Source organism: Pectobacterium sp. CHL-2024, assembly GCF_044751765.1.
Lineage (GTDB): Bacteria > Pseudomonadota > Gammaproteobacteria > Enterobacterales > Enterobacteriaceae > Pectobacterium > Pectobacterium brasiliense.
The window spans coordinates 202,245-222,104 of sequence record NZ_JBIXKO010000003.1; the positions used below are offsets into that span (position 1 = coordinate 202,245).

15 protein-coding genes and 1 CRISPR repeat array are annotated in these 19,860 nt (G+C 54.5%); of the genes, 7 read left to right on the plus strand and 8 right to left on the minus strand.

The window, feature by feature from the left end; all coding sequences use genetic code 11:
* Genes ACIPUG_RS07615 through ACIPUG_RS07630 form a run of 4 tightly spaced genes read left to right on the plus strand, consistent with a single transcriptional unit; the run spans nucleotide 1 to nucleotide 4,212 of the window.
* On the plus strand, nucleotides 1-1,092 hold the full coding sequence (locus ACIPUG_RS07615) for an ABC transporter ATP-binding protein (protein ID WP_039501417.1): 1,092 nt from the start codon (nucleotides 1-3) through the stop codon (nucleotides 1,090-1,092).
* 23 nt (nucleotides 1,093-1,115) lie between these two features.
* Entirely contained in the window at nucleotides 1,116-2,114 is a 999-nt protein-coding gene (locus tag ACIPUG_RS07620) for a carbohydrate ABC transporter permease (protein ID WP_010279314.1), read from the plus strand.
* An 8-nt stretch (nucleotides 2,115-2,122) separates the two neighbouring features.
* Nucleotides 2,123-3,175, plus strand: coding sequence for a carbohydrate ABC transporter permease (locus tag ACIPUG_RS07625; protein WP_014916590.1), 1,053 nt, complete (start codon nucleotides 2,123-2,125; stop codon nucleotides 3,173-3,175).
* Nucleotides 3,175-4,212 carry a LacI family DNA-binding transcriptional regulator gene (locus ACIPUG_RS07630; protein WP_400338041.1) on the plus strand — a complete coding sequence of 346 codons (1,038 nt, stop codon included), beginning with the start codon at nucleotides 3,175-3,177 and terminating at the stop codon, nucleotides 4,210-4,212. The genes ACIPUG_RS07625 and ACIPUG_RS07630 overlap by 1 nt, the downstream gene beginning before the upstream one ends.
* A gap of 67 nt (nucleotides 4,213-4,279) precedes the next feature.
* Here the strand turns inward: ACIPUG_RS07630 and ACIPUG_RS07635 are convergent, their stop codons facing one another.
* Nucleotides 4,280-4,738 carry a GNAT family N-acetyltransferase gene (locus tag ACIPUG_RS07635; RefSeq protein WP_400338043.1) on the minus strand — a complete coding sequence of 153 codons (459 nt, stop codon included), beginning with the start codon at nucleotides 4,736-4,738 and terminating at the stop codon, nucleotides 4,280-4,282.
* 232 nt (nucleotides 4,739-4,970) lie between these two features.
* Here ACIPUG_RS07635 and ACIPUG_RS07640 point away from each other — a divergent pair, with 232 nt between their 5' ends.
* Nucleotides 4,971-5,585, plus strand: a complete 615-nt coding sequence (locus tag ACIPUG_RS07640; RefSeq protein ID WP_094370078.1) for a hypothetical protein — start codon at nucleotides 4,971-4,973, stop codon at nucleotides 5,583-5,585.
* A 155-nt stretch (nucleotides 5,586-5,740) separates the two neighbouring features.
* Here the strand turns inward: ACIPUG_RS07640 and ssb1 are convergent, their stop codons facing one another.
* Nucleotides 5,741-6,283, minus strand: coding sequence for a single-stranded DNA-binding protein SSB1 (gene ssb1, locus ACIPUG_RS07645; protein WP_039283288.1), 543 nt, complete (start codon nucleotides 6,281-6,283; stop codon nucleotides 5,741-5,743).
* Nucleotides 6,284-6,532: 249 nt separating this feature from the next.
* Between ssb1 and uvrA the strand changes: the two genes are divergently transcribed.
* Together uvrA and ACIPUG_RS07655 are read left to right on the plus strand one after the other, a co-directional pair.
* Nucleotides 6,533-9,367, plus strand: coding sequence for an excinuclease ABC subunit UvrA (gene uvrA, locus ACIPUG_RS07650; protein WP_014916582.1), 2,835 nt, complete (start codon nucleotides 6,533-6,535; stop codon nucleotides 9,365-9,367).
* A 16-nt stretch (nucleotides 9,368-9,383) separates the two neighbouring features.
* Nucleotides 9,384-9,803: a secondary thiamine-phosphate synthase enzyme YjbQ gene (locus tag ACIPUG_RS07655; protein ID WP_039521522.1), complete on the plus strand. Its 420-nt coding sequence runs from the start codon at nucleotides 9,384-9,386 to the stop codon at nucleotides 9,801-9,803.
* A gap of 38 nt (nucleotides 9,804-9,841) precedes the next feature.
* Nucleotides 9,842-10,529: a CRISPR direct-repeat array (repeat unit 28 nt; unit sequence TTTCTAAGCTGCCTATACGGCAGTGAAC).
* Nucleotides 10,530-10,658: 129 nt separating this feature from the next.
* On the opposite strand, the gene cas6f is transcribed toward ACIPUG_RS07655, so the two are convergent.
* From cas6f to cas1f, 6 genes are all read right to left on the minus strand, one after another.
* A complete protein-coding gene (gene cas6f / locus ACIPUG_RS07660) occupies nucleotides 10,659-11,213 on the minus strand; it encodes a type I-F CRISPR-associated endoribonuclease Cas6/Csy4 (RefSeq protein WP_400338046.1) in 555 nt (184 codons plus the stop codon).
* A gap of 9 nt (nucleotides 11,214-11,222) precedes the next feature.
* On the minus strand, nucleotides 11,223-12,233 hold the full coding sequence (gene csy3, locus ACIPUG_RS07665; RefSeq protein WP_400338048.1) for a type I-F CRISPR-associated protein Csy3: 1,011 nt from the start codon (nucleotides 12,231-12,233) through the stop codon (nucleotides 11,223-11,225).
* A 13-nt stretch (nucleotides 12,234-12,246) separates the two neighbouring features.
* Nucleotides 12,247-13,179, minus strand: a complete 933-nt coding sequence (gene csy2, locus ACIPUG_RS07670; protein WP_400338049.1) for a type I-F CRISPR-associated protein Csy2 — start codon at nucleotides 13,177-13,179, stop codon at nucleotides 12,247-12,249.
* Nucleotides 13,176-14,510: a type I-F CRISPR-associated protein Csy1 gene (gene csy1, locus ACIPUG_RS07675; RefSeq protein ID WP_400338051.1), complete on the minus strand. Its 1,335-nt coding sequence runs from the start codon at nucleotides 14,508-14,510 to the stop codon at nucleotides 13,176-13,178. Before csy1 ends, csy2 begins: the two co-directional genes overlap by 4 nt.
* Nucleotides 14,511-14,906: 396 nt before the next feature.
* On the minus strand, nucleotides 14,907-18,209 hold the full coding sequence (gene cas3f, locus ACIPUG_RS07680; protein WP_400338053.1) for a type I-F CRISPR-associated helicase Cas3f: 3,303 nt from the start codon (nucleotides 18,207-18,209) through the stop codon (nucleotides 14,907-14,909).
* A complete protein-coding gene (gene cas1f / locus ACIPUG_RS07685) occupies nucleotides 18,206-19,186 on the minus strand; it encodes a type I-F CRISPR-associated endonuclease Cas1f (RefSeq protein WP_400338054.1) in 981 nt (326 codons plus the stop codon). The genes cas3f and cas1f overlap by 4 nt, the downstream gene beginning before the upstream one ends.
* Nucleotides 19,187-19,860 lie beyond the last annotated feature (674 nt).

The window sequence follows — 19,860 nt, forward strand, 5'->3', positions numbered from 1 at the left end:
ATGGCGAGTCTGGAACTAAAAAACGTCCACAAAAGCTATGGTGCGGTGAACATCATCAAAGGCGTGGACTTAACGATTCATGACGGCGAGTTCATGGTCTTTGTCGGTCCGTCGGGCTGTGGAAAATCCACGCTGCTGCGCATGATTGCCGGGCTGGAAGAGATCAGCAGCGGTGAGCTGTTGATCGACAACCGCAAGGTGAACGATCTCACGCCAGCAGAGCGCAAGATTGCGATGGTGTTCCAGTCTTACGCGCTCTATCCGCACCTTTCGGTGCGTAAGAATCTCGCGTTCGGGCTGGAGAATTTGCACTTCCCCAAAGACGAAATCGCTCGCCGTATTGATGAAGCCGCCCGCATGCTGGGGTTGGAACCTTATCTGGATCGCCGACCGCGTGCGCTGTCGGGTGGGCAGCAGCAGCGCGTGGCGATTGGTCGTGCGATTGTGCGTGAACCCGACCTGTTCCTGTTTGATGAACCGCTCTCCAATCTGGATGCCAAGCTGCGCGTGCAGACGCGCGGCGAGCTGTCCCGCCTGCACCAGAAGCTGCGTACCACCATGATTTACGTGACTCACGATCAGGTGGAAGCGATGACGATGGCGCAGCGCATTGTGGTGCTGAACGCTGGCCGCATCGAGCAGGTTGGCACACCGCTGGAGCTGTTCAATCGGCCGAAAAACAAATTTGTCGCCGGCTTCATTGGTTCACCGCGCATGAATATGTTTCCAGCGCAGATCGTCGCCACCTGTGCAGACGGGGTTGAGGTGCAGTGCCCGTCCGGCAATCGTCTGGTGCTGCCGTTTATCGGCACCGTCGGACAAAACGTCACGCTCGGCATTCGTCCTTCACACTGTGAGCTGGTGGAGGACGGCGAGGGCATGGCGCTGTGCGTCGACCGCTGCGAGATGATGGGACATGAAACCTTTATCTATGGGCGGATGGGCGGTATTGACGATGAGATGATCGTCCATCTGGCGCAGCACCGCGAGTTCGCCGCAGGTGAATCGGTGTTCGTCCGCTTCCCGCCGACGTATTGCCATCTGTTCGACGGCAAAACGGATGACACATTGCCGCGCTGTACCGAGCACTAATTATCGCGACGGGAGAGGACGACATGAAGAAAATTGCCTTACTGCCCGCAGGATCGCTGATCGACAAGCTGGTCACGCCAGTGGAAAAAGCGGTGAATCTGCTACAAAAACTCGGTGGCCGCAAAGTGATGCCGTGGTTTTTTATCGCGCCGAATATGCTGCTGTTCGCCGTTTTTGTCTTTATTCCGATTCTGTTGGCGGTGTGCTACGCCTTTACCGGCGGCACCAATATCCTGCTGTGGGAACGCCCTTACGTCGGCGTGGATAACTTTTCCACGCTGCTGAGCTGCGGCAACTACGCCGAGCCATCCACCTGTGAACAGGATCTGTTCTGGACCGGCGTCTACAACACGGTGTCGTTCACCTTTTTCAACGTGCTCTGCACGCTGCTGGTGGCCCTGGTAACGGCGCTGATCCTCAACCGCAAGATTATCGCCCGTGGCTTTTTCCGCGCCATGTTCTTCTATCCGGTGCTGCTGTCGCCGGTGGTGGTGGGCCTGATCTGGCAGTGGTTCCTTAACCGCAACGGCCTGCTGAATCTGGTGCTGTCGTCGCTGGGCGGGCAGCCGATTACCTTCCTGCTCGACCCGACGCTATCGCGCTTCTGGGTGGTGTTTGTCTCCGTCTGGTTTCACGTCGGGTTTTATACCCTGATCCTGCTGGCCGGATTGCAGGCGATCCCGCGTGATATCTATGAGGCGGCGGCGGTGGACGGCACCTCGCGCTGGCGCGGTTTTTATCGCCTGACGCTGCCGCTGCTAGCACCGAACATTCTGGTGGTGGTGATTCTGCTGACCATCAACAGCGTGCAGATCTTCGATGAAGCCTGGGTGCTCACCAACGGCGGCGGCCCCGGTACGGCCAACAGCTTTATCGTGCAGTACATCTACCAGACGGCCTTTTCGTCAAACGCGTCGCTCTACGGGCTGGCTTCGGCGGCCTCGGTGTTGATGGGCGTAGTGCTGATGATCCTGACAGCGTTACAGTTCCTGCTGACACGTCGGCTGGAAGGGAAAAAATAACGGGAGCCATGATGAAAATAATCGCATTTCTCACCCGTACCCGTCATCCGGGGCGCATTCACATCACGGATATCATGAGCTGGGTTTGGCTGGTGGTGGGTACGCTGCTAGTGATGATTCCGGTGATGTGGGCGGCGATGTCGTCGTTCAAAACGCCCGCAGAGATCAACCGCTTTCCGCCCAGCTTTCTGCCGCAGGCGGCGGATACCATCACGTTGCCGGAGTACCCGAAGCCGCTGGAGCTGTGGCAGGTTAAGCAGGAAGACGGCGAAGCGAAAACCATGGCATTGGTTAGACGCATTGGCCTGATTGCACAGTTGGTGAACCCGGATGCGCCGAGCGAGGTGGTACGTGTATCGACGAAAGATCTGGTGCCGATGAAGGCCTTGCATCTGGAGACGGAGAACTACACGACGCCGATAACGAAGTTCCACTTTGCCACCTACCTGAAGAACACCGTGTTCGTGACGGTGATGGCGACGCTGCTGACCCTTTTGCTCAGTTCGATGGCGGCGTTTGCGCTGTCGAAATACGAATTTCGCGGGCGCGGTACGGTGCTGACGCTGTTCCTCTCCACGATGATGATCCCGCTGTCGGTGGTGATGGTGCCGACGTTCCTGGTAGTGATTGGCCTGAATATGGGCGATAACCTGTGGGGTGTGATTATTCCCACGGTGGCGACGCCGACCGGCGTATTCCTGCTGCGGCAATACATGCTGACGATCCCCGATGAGCTGATCGAGGCCGCGCGCATCGATGCCGCCAGCGAGTTCCGTATTTACTGGAAGATCATCCTGCCGCTGACCGCACCTGCGCTGGCGGTGCTGGCGATCTTCTCGGTGATCTGGCGCTGGAATGACTTCCTCTGGCCGCTGATCGTCCTCTCCAGTCAGGATAATTTTACGCTGCAAATCGGTCTGAATGCGTTTCAGGGGCAGTTCTCGGTGCAGTGGCACTATATACTGGCGATGACGATGCTCTCGCTTCTGCCGGTGACGGCGGTGTTCGTCTTCCTGCAAAAATACATCACGACGGGGATTGCCAACACGGGGATGAAATAATGGCGACACTCAAGGATATTGCCGACCGCGCTGGGGTTTCCATCAGCACGGTTTCCCGCGCGCTGAACGGGACGGCACCGATCAGCGCCAAAGTCAGGCAGCACATCATGGCGATTGCCACCGAGCAGGGTTATCCGCTGCATAAAGTGGCCAAAGCGACCGTCGCGCAGACGGAACCGCTGCGCCACATTCTGCTGGCGACGCCGCGCAACCTGATGCTGGAGAGTGAGTACAATCTGGTGTCGCTGACGCTGATTAACGCCCTGAAAACGCTCTGTCTGCAACGCAATATCCAACTGCGTCCGTTTTTGGGGGAGCACGACACCATTAACGAACAGCAGCTATTGCGTGAACTTCAGGGCGGAAAAGAGAGCGGCATTCTGATTGTGAATGACGATCACCCGACGCTGCTGAACGCCGTGGCGGAAAGCGGGATTCCGGCGGTGCTGATCAACGGTGAAGATCCCTCAATGCGCCTGAGCAGCGTCACGCCCGCCAACCACTACGCGTCGGCGGCGGGAGTGCGTTACCTGATCGAACAAGGGCATACGCGGATCCTGCACCTGACCTGGACGTCGCGCATGACGATCAAACAGCGCGAGCGCGGCTATCGGGATGCGCTCATGCAGGCGGGGATCGCGGTGGATGAGGATCTGATCCTCTCTCTGCCGGATTTCCATCCGCGTACCGCGCGTGATGCACTGCTGCGCTGGCTGACGGCTAACCCCGACAGGCTGGGCGTCACTGCGATCTTCTGTGCGGCGGACAATCAGGCTATCGGCGTGATCGATGCGCTATATCAGCACGGGCTGCGGGTGCCGGAGGACATGTCGGTGATGGGGATGGACGACATCCTGCCGTTCGACATGCTGCCGGTTTCGCTCACCACGGTGCATCTGCCGTTTGAGACCATCGCCCGCGCGGCGCTACAGCTGCTGGCGCAGCAAATGACGCCTGCACAGGCGCTGGGTATTGCCCAGCGCACCGAGCTAGCCGGACAGGTGGTGGTCAGAGAATCGGTGCGGCGGGTGGAGTAGGCGGGGCGTTATTTACAGGGAAGTTTCACTCCGCATAAGCACTATAGTTTCTGCATAAATACTATAATTAAAGCGGCATCCTATATTCGATAACGCCCGGTTTTTCTGCAACCCAATCATAAAGACGCTGGGCTGTTTTATTGGTTTCCTGAGTATGCCAATACAGACGATCGCAGTGCTTTTCTTGCGCCTTTTCTCTCACGTACTCAATGAGTTTTTTCCCCACGTTTTTGCCGCGCACGGTGGGAGCAACAAACAGATCCTCTAAGTAACAATAAGAGTTTACTCCCCACGTGGAATCGTGAAAAACAAAGTGCGCGAAACCAATAATATGCGCCCCTTCCCGCGCCACAGCGCAATACACGGGTATATCGGCTTTAAAAAAACGATTCCAGGTGACTTCCGTGACCTCATCGGAAAGCTGCACCTTATAGAATTCCTGATAACGCTTCCAATAGGGCAGCCACTGCTCGTGATCTTCTGGCTCAACGGAATTAACAATAATTTCTTGGTCTCTATTCATCATTTTACTCTCATATGTTCGTGGATAGGTGATGGCAATCAGGCTGATATTTATAGGAATAAAATAGCAATCAAATAGATGGATATGCCCCTCCATTTATTGAGAGAGAACCAGACCAATTCGTTACGATCTAAACTGACATAGGCTGTGGATGAAGTAGGCTAAAGTGGCAGGTTCACTTATGCTGTGCTCAAATCTCTTATCGTGCTGGTTTTTTGTATCTAAGGAGGGAGCGATGGATATTGAACAGAGAAACACTGGCGAACATCAAACGGTTATCAACAATGAATCCGGTGTCGTCCACATTAATCATCACCACGGGCAATACACCAATCTGGCGGGTGAAAATACGGTGCGTGTCTATAAGGAAATATCACGTGCGGAACAGGGTAAGTTCATCGTCAGCTTTGTGGCTGTTTGTTTATTACCGGGATTAAGTCTTGTCGCGGATTTTATGCAGATTCATCCTGCGATCAACTTGCCGCTGTGGGCGTATGTCGCCGCATTCGGGGTGATATTTGGCGTGGTGGTGGTGGGATATTATGACAATCTCCGTATTTTGGTCTCTGGAGCACCGAATAAAGGGGAATGTAAACAGCTTTATGCCGATAGGTTATTTAGCAGAACCGAGGCTTGCTATATTGTATTTACCCACACGACGGCGTGTATTTATCCAGACTGCTGCGGAAAAATCGTGATTTCGACACCTCCAGAGCGATACAACGGGGAATATTCTTTCTTCGGTAAATGCAGCCTTGCTGGCAGGCAGCACTCGTACGGTATCGACTATAACTTCAAAGCGTATCCCATAAAGGTGGATTGGCGGCCGATGCCCAAGTCGAACCAATAGCGCTGTGGTTGATAGGGTTTATCATTTCCACAAATGTGCGGTTTGTGGCCTGAATTGCCGTCCCTTGTTTCTCTATTCGCGTTTAACATCGTAAAAAAACCCCGAACGTTCGGGGTCTTATCGAGGGTTTCTAAACAATCAAGTCTGCGTTCAACTTAGAACGGAATGTCGTCGTCGAAATCCATTGGCGGTTCGTTGCTTTGTGCTGGAGCGCTGTTCTGTGCAGGGCGCTGTTGAGATTGCGCGCCGCCACTGAACTGGTTACCGCCCTGCGGCTGCTGAGGTTGACCCCAACCGCCTTGTTGCTGACCGCCACCTGCGTTACCGCCTGCTGGTGCGCCGCCGCCCTGGCGTCCACCCAGCATCTGCATGGTGCCGCCGACGTTAACGACGACTTCGGTGGTGTAGCGCTCTACGCCAGCCTGATCGGCCCATTTACGGGTTTGCAGTGCGCCTTCGATGTAAACCTGAGAGCCTTTGCGCAGGTATTCGCCCGCGACTTCTGCCAGTTTGCCGAACAGCACGACACGGTGCCATTCGGTCTTCTCTTTCTGCTCACCGGTTTGCTTGTCACGCCAGCTTTCCGACGTAGCCAGCGTGATGTTGGCAACTGCACCACCATTCGGCATATAGCGGACTTCCGGGTCTTGACCCAGATTCCCGACAAGAATCACTTTATTAACGCCTCTGCTGGCCATGCTCGTCTCCTGATGAATCGGTAGATTTATTTTCTAAGTCTAAACGATCAATCTTACCATGGGAAAACTCTCTGTCATACCTGCGAAATGGCTTCAGAAATGAAAGTAAGATTTGCAGCGTTTGCAAAGTAAACGGGTTTAATACTGGATATCCATTCAGTTTTTTTTGTGCCATAATTGCTCGTTTCGTACCGGTTCTCTCCCTTCGAGAGGCGATGACAAACCGTTTTTATTCCGGGAAGTGTGTGAATGGATAAGATCGAAGTTCGTGGTGCTCGTACCCATAATCTCAAGAATATCAACCTGATAATCCCTCGTGACAAGCTGATCGTAATCACCGGTTTGTCGGGCTCGGGTAAGTCATCGCTGGCGTTTGACACGCTGTATGCCGAAGGGCAGCGGCGCTATGTGGAATCTCTCTCCGCCTACGCTCGTCAGTTTTTGTCGCTGATGGAAAAACCGGACGTCGATCATATAGAAGGGCTGTCGCCCGCCATCTCCATCGAACAGAAATCTACCTCGCATAACCCGCGTTCCACGGTCGGGACGATTACCGAAATTCATGACTACCTGCGTTTGCTGTTTGCTCGCGTGGGTGAGCCGCGCTGCCCGGAGCACGATGTGCCGCTGGATGCGCAGACGGTCAGCCAGATGGTGGACAACGTGCTGGCGCAGCCGGAAGGTAAGCGCCTGATGCTGCTGGCACCGATTGTGAAAGATCGCAAAGGCGAACACAGCAAGACGCTGGAAAACCTGGCCTCACAGGGCTATATCCGCGCCCGTATCGACGGCGAAGTGTGCGATCTGTCCGATCCGCCGAAGCTGGAATTACAGAAAAAACACACCATTGAAGTCGTCGTTGACCGGTTTAAAGTGCGCGAAGATTTGGCGCAGCGGCTGGCAGAGTCGTTTGAAACCGCGCTGGATCTGTCCGGCGGTAGTGTGGTGGTGGCGGATATGGACGACCCGACTCAGCCAGAACTGCTGTTCTCGGCGAACTTTGCCTGTCCGGTGTGTGGCTACAGCATGCACGAACTGGAACCGCGTATGTTCTCGTTCAACAACCCAGCGGGCGCGTGCCCAAGCTGTGATGGTCTGGGTGTGCAACAGTTCTTCGATCCGTCCCGCGTGGTGCAAAATGCCGAGCTGTCGCTGGCGGGGGGGGCGATTCGCGGCTGGGATCGCCGCAATTTCTACTATTTCCAAATGCTGCGCTCACTGGCGGAGCACTACAAATTTGACGTCGATGCCCCATTTGAAAGCCTGAGTGCCGCGGTGCAGAAAGTGATTCTGTACGGCTCCGGTAAAGAGAACGTCGAATTCAAATATATCAACGATCGCGGCGACACCTCGGTGCGTCGTCATCCGTTTGAAGGCGTGCTGCACAACATGGAGCGCCGCTATAAAGAAACGGAATCCACGGCGGTGCGCGAAGAGCTGGCGAAATTCATCAGCAACCGTTCCTGCGCCAGCTGCGGCGGAACGCGCCTGCGTGAAGAAGCGCGTAACGTGTTTGTTGAACAGACGACATTGCCGCAGATTTCCGATATGAGCATCGGCCATGCGATGACGTTTTTCCAGAATATGAAGCTCAGCGGGCAACGCGCCCAAATCGCCGAGAAAGTGCTGAAAGAGATTGGCGATCGACTGAAGTTTCTGGTGAACGTCGGGCTGAACTACTTGTCGCTCTCCCGTTCGGCAGAAACGCTGTCCGGCGGCGAGGCACAGCGTATTCGTCTGGCGAGCCAGATCGGTGCTGGATTGGTTGGCGTCATGTACGTACTGGATGAGCCGTCCATCGGCCTGCATCAGCGTGACAACGAACGCCTGCTGGAAACCCTGATTCACCTGCGTAATCTGGGCAATACCGTCATTGTGGTGGAACATGATGAAGATGCGATTCGTGCCGCCGACCATGTGATTGATATCGGTCCCGGTGCGGGCGTGCACGGCGGCCAGATTGTCGCAGAAGGCACGATGGAAGAGATCATGGCGGTGCCGGATTCGCTGACGGGGCAGTTCCTCAGCGGTAAACGCAAGATCGAAATCCCGAAACAGCGCGTGCCTGCGGATCCGACCAAAGTGCTGAAGCTGATTGGCGCGAAGGGCAATAACCTGAAAGACGTCACGCTGACGCTGCCGGTTGGACTGTTTACCTGCATCACCGGCGTGTCGGGATCGGGTAAATCCACCCTCATCAACGATACCTTATTCCCGCTGGCGCAGCGTCAGTTGAACGGTGCGACGCTGGCGGAACCTGCCGCTCACCGTGAAATTCAGGGGCTGGAGCATTTCGATAAGGTGATCGATATCGATCAAAGCCCGATTGGCCGTACGCCGCGATCCAATCCGGCAACCTATACCGGCATTTTCACACCGATTCGTGAGCTGTTTGCTGGCGTGCCGGAAGCGCGTACCCGTGGTTACAACCCTGGCCGTTTCAGCTTTAACGTGCGCGGTGGACGCTGCGAAGCCTGTCAGGGCGACGGCGTGATTAAGGTCGAAATGCACTTCCTGCCCGATGTTTATGTGCCGTGCGACCAGTGCAAAGGCAAGCGCTACAACCGCGAAACGCTGGAAATTCAATACAAAGGCAAAGGCATTCATGAAGTGCTGGATATGACCATCGAAGAAGCGCGAGGGTTCTTTGATGCCATTCCGGCGCTGGCACGGAAGCTGCAAACGCTGATCGATGTCGGCCTGTCCTACATTCGCCTTGGGCAGTCGGCCACCACGCTGTCCGGTGGGGAAGCGCAGCGTGTGAAACTGTCGCGCGAGCTGTCAAAACGCGGAACTGGGCAGACGCTGTATATTCTCGACGAACCTACTACCGGCCTGCACTTTGCCGATATTCAGCAGCTTCTTACCGTTCTGCATCAGCTGCGCGATCAGGGCAATACCATCGTGGTGATTGAGCACAATCTGGACGTGATTAAGACGGCTGACTGGATTGTCGATTTAGGGCCAGAAGGCGGCAGCGGTGGCGGAGAAATTTTGGTCTCCGGCACGCCGGAAACGGTGGCGGAGTGCGAACAGTCCCACACTGCACGCTTCCTGCGACCTATTCTGGCGCGCGAAGCCTGATAGCAGGGAGATGGCGATGTGGATGCAATATGAAATCCGCCTGAAGCCGAAAGCCAGAGGCTTCCATCTGGTGACTGACGAAATACTGGCGCAGGTTACTGCACTGCGCCAGATAAACGTCGGGTTGATGCAGGTGTTCATCAAACACACCTCGGCGGCGCTAACGATTAACGAGAATGCCGACCCCACGGTGCGGCAGGATTTCGAGAGCTTTTTTAATCGCTTAGTGCCGGAGGATGAACCGTATTACCGCCATACCTATGAAGGTAGCGACGACATGCCCGCGCACCTAAAAGGTAGTCTGCTGGGCAACAGTCTAACGATTCCCATCACCAACGGACGCCTGAACATCGGCACCTGGCAGGGTATCTACCTGTGCGAGCACCGCAACCACGGCGGCAGCCGCTCGCTGGTGGTCACCCTCAACGGGGAATAGCCTCTAAAATGCGTCGCACCAGTGACGCATTTCGATAAGCACCGAGCTGCCTGTACGGCAGTGAACCGATGCGTCGTTGTCCTTGGCACAACTCAGTGTTTCTAAGCTGCCTATGCGGCAGTGAACATATTACGCGGTGTGCTGCTGGCCGTGCGCATTTTCTAAGCTGCCTATACGGCAGTGAACACGCGGGAACGTGGGTATGCGTCTGCGGTTCTTTTCTAAGCTGCCTATACGGCAGTGAACAGAAATCGCAGAGCATGGCATAGGGCACTACATTTCTAAGCTGCCTATACGGCAGTTAACAACAAAGGTATGCAATTTGTTGGCAATCGTGCTTTCTAAGCTGCCTATACGGCAGTGAACATCCCGTCGCGGCGACTGCTGGCCGTCCCGTATTTCTAAGCTGCCTATACGGCAGTGAACGTCAGAGCTTGCCAGCTACTGGCGCGCACGCTTTTCTAAGCTGCCTATACGGCAGTGAACTGCCGATATGTTTGTGGCACCAGACGGCAACGTTTCTAAGCTGCCTATACGGCAGTGAACATAGCGTCCGGCGTATTAGTAGGTTCCGGCTGTTTCTAAGCTGCCTATACGGCAGTGAACAAAAAGAAAGAAAAACAATATTACTGTATAATTTTCTAAGCTGCCTATACGGCAGTGAACCTCAGGTCATACAGGTGAATATTCGAATCGCCTTTCTAAGCTGCCTATACGGCAGTGAACTGTTCCTTTTTTACGCTAACCACCAGATTGTTAAAGAGAATACTCATTTTATCGCGAAAACCCCTTTTTTATTAGGGCGACCAACCGCAATTAAAAATCAATAGCTTGCAGTTGGTCGCCAAAAAAGGGTCAGAACCAAGGAACGGTGGCTTCTGCACTTAGGCCGTAGGAGGAAAAGCGTCCGGCGATAGGTGCATCCTGTAGCGGGCCATGTTCCACAAACACGAAGAACATCTGACCGTTGGACAAGCTCTTAATTTGCACAAACGGCAGGGCGCTGCGTTTTTCTACGGCATCGGGAATTCGTGCTGCGGCTTCTGCTTCCGTTAACCAGCCTTTGTTCACCGAGCGTCGACGCAGCCGTTCTGCGCTGCTCTTGAGCTGAACGCGGCGCACGGTGCGAAATTTCACGCCGTTGGGTACGGTTTTGCACTCAGAAACCAATGTGTAATCCCGTAATCCTTTCAGCCAGGCCGTTTGCTCCAGTGTAGAGAGCGCCTCTTTTGTACCGTGCAGCCGCAGGCATTCCCCCAGCGTTTTACCCACTTGGGGAAAGCTGATCCCAATCTTGCCATCCGCCACCTGTCCGAGTGCTCGGTGCAGTTTGGCAAACAGCGCGTTCAAGAGCTGTGAGGCCGTGAACTCAGGATCGGGCTGGACGCGAATATCAATGTAGTGATCCATACTGCCACCTTATTCGCCTTTTTCACCGAACACGCCGCCGCGAATCAGCGTGGCAATCACGTAATGCTGCTGCTCCGGTGCAGGAACATCCCCTTTAATCACCCAGTTATCCAACAGCGTGTAAAAATCCATCTTCTCCTTGGGCTGGCGGTAGGCTTTACCCCGGCTGGTGACGGAACCGTAGGGTTCGACGGCAATCGGGCCCGCTTCATCCGCCGCCGGATACCAGTCATCAACGGTGCGTAGCGCGTTACCGATTTTCTGCGAGTGGATGGCCGCGACATCGTTCACCTGATAGAGAATCTTGCTCTTGCCGTTACGCGCTTTTTCATCGAGCACCAGTTCCTGAGACGGGAAGACTTCCTGCCCGTTACCGAGCTGCACGTAGGCTTCCACGGTAAAAAGCACTGATGAGTCACCCGCCAGCCCTTGCTCAATGGCTTGCGCCAGTGCTGCAAGGTCACCCGTTGGTTGGCTGAACGCCCGCAGCGAATAGTCTTCGCCGTTAAATTCCCAACGCAGTTCGCCTGTGGTAACGACCACGCGAATGGCTTCCGCGCCGACGCGGTTGCGCCACAGAAAACGGCCGTTCGCGATATTTTCCGCATAGCGTGCCGCCAGTGTGCCAAAACCCTGATCCTGAGCGTATCCGGTGATGATGTTACCCAGCGCGGTTTGATAATCCTGATCGTTACAGACCGAGGGCTGCGCCAGATTACCGAGCACCCGCAGGGTAAACACGACTTTCAGGGTATCGGCTCCGAAGGGAAGGGCGGCGACGTCTACGGTTTGCAGGTTGGCTTTCTGGATTTCTGCATCCAGCTTGGCGGGGTCGCTGGTAAGGGCATTTTTCAGGCGGTTGGAGATCGTCCCGCGCACCGATTTTTCCTGAATGGCAATAGGCGTCCAGTTATCCTGCTGCGCCCAGTTGCCTGCGTACATTACTGCGTCCGAATTCGCCAGCTTGCGTTCAAAAGCCAGTACCGATGCGGTTTTTAAACTTGTTGATGCTTTTGCCATGATGTCGTCCTTTTTAGTCATCGAATTCGTAGGAAATGTCTTCTGCTGCTGAATGGGTGTCTGCTAATTGGCGGCAGTGATAATCGCCGTTCTGATAGTCGTACTCCCAGAGTATCTGGCGGATATCACTGATGCGGTGCGCGCCTTGCCATTCCCCGATGCCGTAGGCGGCTTCGGCAAAACAGAATGGCGTGTGCGGATCGCGGGTTTTATCGACTTCACCGGGGGCATAAAGCGGCGAAATAGCGCGGTAGCCGATCATTAACGGGATCAGAAAGCCGCCGCCACCGGGTTTGGGCTGGTACTGCCACTGTACATTGCTCCCGTTGGGATCGCGCTCTGCCCGCATTTTTAACGCGGCGAAATCCAGCCAGGCATCAATCAGTTCCGCTTGCGGATTGTCCTGCTGTAGCGTCTGGAAATGGTCATGCAGCAGCGATGTGCGATCTTTTAGTACAAAGCCAGGTAACAAACGGCGCATAACTGTACGGGTTTCCGCTTCGTCGCTGGGTAATGACTGGATGGTGACGCGTTCGATATCAACAATCGTGCCGCCCGCCAGTCGCTGGCACTGTGCCTGCTGGGTGAGGAAATCACACAATGCCGTGGTATCCGCCGGGATCTGGCCCTCGCAGCGGATTAACAGCGAGACGGTCATATGCATGCGGCCTTCTTCATTGAAAGCAGCGGTTTTCGCTTCTTTGGTCAATGGACTGCGGGTCAGGGCGAAACTCCGTTCCCAGCTAGAACCGTAGGCGTGTAGCTGATGTTGATGGCTCACCACGCCGCAACCGTCCAGCGTTAGTCCGTGGCTGGTTTGTAACTTGCGTGACAGCGCATGGGTAAAGCCGAGAAAGTGCGTAATAGCGGGGAAGCCATAGGTCAACCCGGCAATGGCGTTGGCATTTTCGACTTTGATACGCCGCAGGATAAGTAATGTGCTCATGCCAGATCCTCTTTCAGTGTGCTTTCCATTTCACGCATCCGGCGTTTGAACAGCGCAGCGGTAGACCATTCGCGGCGTTCGACTTCGCCGAAGATCAACTCTTCATGTTTGAGCTGACGGTTCAGCCAGCGGCCAAAATCGTAGGCCACTGCCTTTTGCCAGTCTCCTGCTTCACGCTCGCGGCGGAAAACCGTATCCGTTTCTGCACGATAGGGATCGAGCCACAGCTGCTGGGCGCGTTTCAGTTCAGATTCTGCGCTCCAGCCGGAGGGTAGGTTTTGCACGCTGGAGACATAAAAGAAGAGCTGATCGATCAACTGGTCGAGATAACGCAGGCGCTGTTGACGAATGTCGCGATTGTTTTCCACCTCTTTGACGCTAAGCAGAAAGCGCTGCATCTGCGCTAAGGTCGCTCGGGTGTGGTAGTCCACCTCGCCGCGTGGACGGAAAATAGAGTCATGCTGCTGCGGTGGTTTTTCAATGCTGTTCCACTGTGGTGGTGCGCAGTTAAGCAAATAGGAACGGCCGCTGCGGCTGCTATTGAGTGAGGAAATATTTTGTGGCTTGGTACCGCCCATATTCTGTACTGCCAGATAGGGGTAGCTGATGGAGAGTTGGGCGTGCCACTGATTCGCTTTTTGCGCCTGACGAATCGCTTTGGCTTCCTCACCAAAGCGCACGGTGTTAATCCGCTGGTGGAGCGCCTGCGCGAGTGAAGAGGAGTAAAGCGGGCTTAACAGATGGTATTCACCGTTTTTTAGTGGGAAATAGACCTGTTTGGCTAGCTTATGTGAGCTGGGTTGGCGATCGGTGAAGACCTGCTGAAACCCCACCAGCCACTGTGCGAGCTGTTCCGGGTTTTCTGCCAGTTTTTCTAATGCATGGTGATCGCCACGCTGTAGGGCCGCGACCAGCGAATCCCCGTCGTGTTCAGTCTGGAGCAGTTTGGCGACATCAAGGGCGGCGGCGTTTCCCACGGCATCGATAGCGGGTTGTGCCAGTGTTGCGGTCGAAAGCGTTTTAGCCTCCGTTACCGTTCCGGTGCTAAAGACGCTGGTGCCTTTGGCATCGCTGTGGGTAAATTTCAACGCGTGGGTGACCAGACTGATTTGTCCGGCGCGGCTGGCGGCATCGGTTAACCACGCGCGAACCTCGTGTTTTTGCTCAATCTCTCGCCGCTTCTCGGCCAGCTCCAATTCCTCTGCGGCTAAGGCTTCACCGCTGAGCACCGCGCGTTTCTTCTCCGCTTCTTTATCGAACGCATCCAGTTTGGCCTGCTTTCGCGTGCTGATGTAGGAGAGTATGAACGTTTTCAATTTCTCACCACTCATAGTTAATCCTTTATTATTAGCCTTTTACATGAACTTTCTTCTAGTTTCGGTTGATTGTGATAGAAAAAATGGAAAATTGCTGTCCCTTTGCTGAACTGTCTGCTTGGTTATTGATATGCATGGTCATGGGTTTCATACAAAGGATGACAATCAAAATGGCGACCAATAACGCTGCTAATCCAATAACGTTTAATCGTTTCATATGCTGTGACCTGCTTAAAGCCTGCACTATGAAAGCATCATAAATGGAAATTCTCATGCATACAACCTAGATACTCTAAAATTTTTTGGTTTTCTGGTCTTTGTATAGCACTCCGTATAGAATGAAATCACTACCGCATTGGTAGCTTAGAAATAGATGCTCTAAGTAAAACTGCCGTACAGGTAGCGGCGCACTCAATTGAGTGCGCCAAACACTCCCAGTAGCGGGTGCCAGAGCCAGTCTTTTTCCTCGTCTTCCCGCAGGCGGATTTCGCCGAAGCGGGCGCTAACCCGTTCGAGTTCCCACTGTTTCTCGTCCGCCAGCCGCTGGTATAAGGCGTGGTAGTCGGGATCGATCCACGCACAAACGCCTTCTGCCATGTGCAGTGACGTGGGGCGGATCACATCGCTTTGCTTCCAGCCGCTGGGGCCGTCGTCCGGTATCATGAAAACGGCATCTTCATCGTCATCGGCGATCCACAGGGTATACGGTTCATCTCTGTCGGATTTTCGAAAGGGCGTGCGCCGCTGCAATTCACCGTTCCAGTGCGGATGTGCGCGCCACCAGAAGGCGGCGGGCGGGCGTTTCAGGTCATCGAGCTTTTGATTTGTGAGGCCAAGCAGCGTTTTTCCTAAAACAGCATGTTCTAACTCCACCAGTGAAAACGGTTTGGTGAGGGCCGCCGGTTGTACAATGCGCGGGGCGGCATTGAGATGACGGTAGTCCTCCTCCTGCAATAGCTGACGAAGGTCGTGCGTATCCAGCCGTTCGTCTTTTGACTCAAACCCAGGTTTACAGTACGCGACGTCTTCATCTTTGAGCGCTTTGATATTGTGGCTGAGCAGGGCGATATTCGGCGTTTTAGGCACATGCTGTTCATCCTGACGATGGCGCAATATGCGTCCGGCGAGTTGGATGAATGAACGCATTGAACTGGGTTCGACAATCGCCCAGTCGTAGTCGTGGTCACGACCCACTTCGGCGACCGAGGTCGCTAACACCACAAAGATATGATGCTGCGGCGGCGCGTTTTCTATCGCCTGACGAATTTCATCGACCTGCCATAGTGCATCGGCGTCGTTACGCATCAGTGCTGCATCAAGTCGCTGCTCAATATAGGAACGCATCGCCAGCGGATGTTGGCTGTGATAAATGCAGTAATGAATACAGGTATCCGGCGGTGAGGGGATGGCAAGCAACTGGCGGGCGACGGCAACCAGCGGGTCGATGTTTGCCATTCTGACCAGTCCCAGCGAGACGGTTTTTCCGCTCTTATGCTGTTGGTGATGCTGTGAATGTAAATCGCGCAGCAGTGGGTGGATCGCCTGTGCGACTGCCAGATGAACCTCATCCGCATTTTTACTGGGGCTGCTGACGGGCACAATGGAAGCCAGCCGGAGCGGGAGTTCCTCTTTGGTCAGATGCTTCAGCCGCTGCTGAACGAACGCATCGTGCCTGGTTATGAAGCCTTTCACATCGCCGTACTGCTCATGCTGACAATCAAATTCATCAAACCAGCCGCAGCACACGTTCAAGGGTGTATTCGGTGTGCCGTAAGCCTGTTGCCAGGCAGCACGTCCATCAAGATAGGCACCGAACAACGCGCGAATTAACGCGGGTGGCAACGTGGCCGAGGAAAGTAGAACACGCGATCCCAGCATGCCTGCCCAGTTTACCAGCCGGCAGAGCGCGGGAAGATCTTCCAGCCCAAAATCATCCGGTTCATCGAGTACCAGATCTGAGGTCAATAGCCGTAGCATCGGGGCAATCTGGTGGCCGCCGCGCAGACTTTCTGTGGCGGGCATCAGGTGATCGATGGTGGTGATCAGCACCGGTGCACTCAGTAATTGATGCAGAGTTGGGCTACGTTCCAGCCACGTCTTTAACCTGCCATCGTCCAGCGAACCATCGTAACGAACATACTGATGTTCAGAGAACAGCGGGTCAGCGGATTCACTGCCCGTCTGCGCTGTGTTTTGTTGGCGTGTCTCATTTTCCAACTGCATTTCATGGAGATCTTGCACGGCCTGTGAACCAATCAGCACCGCTAAGTCGTCTTCATCCAGCTTTAAGCGCTGCCGTAGCGCATCACCCGTTTGTAGCGTCAGCGTGCGTAGCCCTAACGCGACAGAGAAGCGGCAGCCGAGTGCTTCGTCCGACAAGCCATACATAATTCGGGCGTTAGCGAAGGTTTTCCCCCGGCCTGTCGAGGCCATGTTGACGCCGAAAAATCCATGCTGCTTGCTGGATTCGCGAATAGAACAGGCGAGATCGAATGCGCAATCCTGCCAGCGAAAGCGCGGGTGTGCGCTGCGCTGACGAAATCCCTTATGCCGAGTAATTGCCGGTAGCGTATCGCGCAGATGCGGCAGACTGCGCCCCAGCAGCAGAGCATTTTGTCCGACGCCGACGCAGTGTTCATCCAGCCTCTGTTTATATTCCCCCGTTTTGCGATCGGTGTTAGCCCAAACCGGATAAGCGGGATCCTGCCAGCCAACCGTTGCCGCGCCTGCTGAATAATGATGGTCAGCCAGCATGAGTGCGAGACGCGCCAGATGCACGGTCAGCCGCTGATCTAACTGAGCGAAATGCATGAATGAGGGGAGTTTTAGCGCTCGACCCGCAAACTTGCGCGCCTTCTCACGCCAGACGCTGCTGCATAGCGGTGTGCCATGCGGAAACTGCCACACCTGTGCCAGATTGGCTGGCGTGACATCGAGCTTGCAATGATTGAGTGCATTCCATTGTGCCGAGAGATGGTCGGTTAACCATGTTTCTGCATAGTCGAGCTGGGGTTCACTGCTGTTGGGCGCAAGCTCTGTCGATTTGTTAAACACAGGCAGCCGATGGTGTGAAACAATCAGCCAGGCGATAACCTGCGCCAGCGGCGGCAAAGTGCGAAATGGACTGCTACTGGGCGTTTGCTTATCCCGCTGTAAGGCTGCCAGCAGGGTTGTTTCTGCCTCTGGAGTCGCCGTGCTGAGCGCGGTTAACCAGTCTTTATCGTCTTGCTCCCCCACGAAGGCCTGAAACAGCCGCAGCGATACCCATTCATGCCGATACGGTTGGCTGCGTGGACCTGTACCGCTCAACCCCGTCTGGAATAGCGCGTTAGCCTTGCCGACATCGTGAAATAACCCAGCAATAGCGGCCAGCAGGCTAAACACCTCGGCGCTGTGCCACGGGTTTTCATCTTTCGAGCGCAGAATATCGCGGCTGGTGGTGTTGGTCGGCACGCTCCCTTGTGCATTAAAACGCCGTAAATTACCGACGATCCACAGCAGCTCGGTATGATTCGCACTGCGAACCCAGTGACAGGCGACGGCCGTATTGCGACGCGCCGTTTTGCGCAGCAGCTTGCGTAGCGTGTTCAGCCCTTCCTGCGTGATAGCGGTTTGCCACGTGCGTTCGCCCTTGCGCTCAGCAAACTGATCCAGTATCCGGCGGGTTTCGACTAGCGCGCGCTTATTGCATTCTGAAATCAGCAGAATGTTCATCGCCCCACCTGACTTAGCTTGCTGGCGACATCCTGCAAGCTGCCGATCATCATATCCAGCGCGTCAGATTGTTGGAATGCGGTCAGGCAGCGTTGACGAAATTCTTGCTCATCTTCGCCTTCCATCGCAGCAATAAACGCCTGCGGCAGTACGAGCGCGTCCTTAATTAAATCGGCGACGTCGAATACCAGCCCGCCACGGCGAGTTTTACCATGCAACACGGCTAGCCCGTGCGGCAGACCCAGCACCCATGTCGAGACGGCGGCCAGCCCATAAGCGAGATAATTACCGTGATCGAGAAAGCGGTTAGCCAGATCGGTGCCACCGCCGCGTTTGGCGCGGGTAAAGTCGCCATAGCTCACGGCATTGGCGGCCAGTTTGTACAGGGCTTTGGTCATCATCGCTTCCTGCACCAGCACGTCATTGCTGGTGCGGCAGTCGGTTAGCCCTTTTTCATAGCGATCGAGAAGCGCCTGAAGATGGTCGGCTTTAAAAGTAAAGCGGGATTCGCGGGACAGACGCGAGCCCAGCCAGTGCTGACGAATTTGTGTTATTCGCACCTGTTGGAAAGCGATGGCGGCAGCCAGCCTTTTCTCATCATCGAACCAAAAGCTGACCCAATCCTGCAAATACTCGGTTGGCCGATATTCGCTCTGTGGCGATAGCCAGGATACCGCGACTTCCGCCTCGTTGGCTGCAAACAGCGGAGTACCGCCGCCGCCACAAAAACCGATCATCACGCCCGCTCTGGCGAACTCCCGCATCGCTGCCTGTGTGACGGAGGTGCCGGTCCCCAGCATAACAACGCTGGTATTGGCGATGGGAATATTCCAGTACAGAGACTGGTTTCCTTCCTCCGTCACATATTCGACACGTCCACCGTTAACGAGAATGCGGCAATGCTGGAGATAATAAACATTGGCGCGTTTGGAATGCAGAATGGTTTTTAAGTCCGAAGGGCTAAAGGCGTTATCCATAATGTATTTTCTGCCGCAATCGATAATAGCTGTGACGCCAGTGAAATAAATCGCAGGCTAATTATTTGATAAGAAAAATATAATCTTCAGAAAACTAACGAAAATCAGATTATCACAGTTGTATATGAAAAATTCTGACCGCAAAAATATTACCCAAACACAGACCCTTTTTATTTGGCCTATTTCACAGGCTTAACAATCAATGAGTTACAGATGAGCTGAAAAAAAGGGTTTTTGCAGAGAAAACGGCAATTGCTGCTAATAAAACAAACCGTTAGAGTGATCTGGCTACAGTTCACTGCCGCACAGGCAGCTTAGAAAGCCAATTAATGAAATCGACGAATTTACGACACGTTCACTGCCGCACAGGCAGCTTAGAAAAATCAATTGCGCGCTGAGCCTGATTCGTCGCATGTTCACTGCCGCACAGGCAGCTTAGAAATCCCGCCACATGCTGGGGCTAAATATCAACCTGTTCACTGCCGCACAGGCAGCTTAGAAAGCTCTGCTGCATACCAGTCATCAATCAGGCTGGTTCACTGCCGCACAGGCAGCTTAGAAATGCTCTAACAAAGGCTAAGTGTTGGATGTATGGTTCACTGCCGCACAGGCAGCTTAGAAAAGCCAGTATTTACGTGGATAGGCGACAAAATAGTTCACTGCCGCACAGGCAG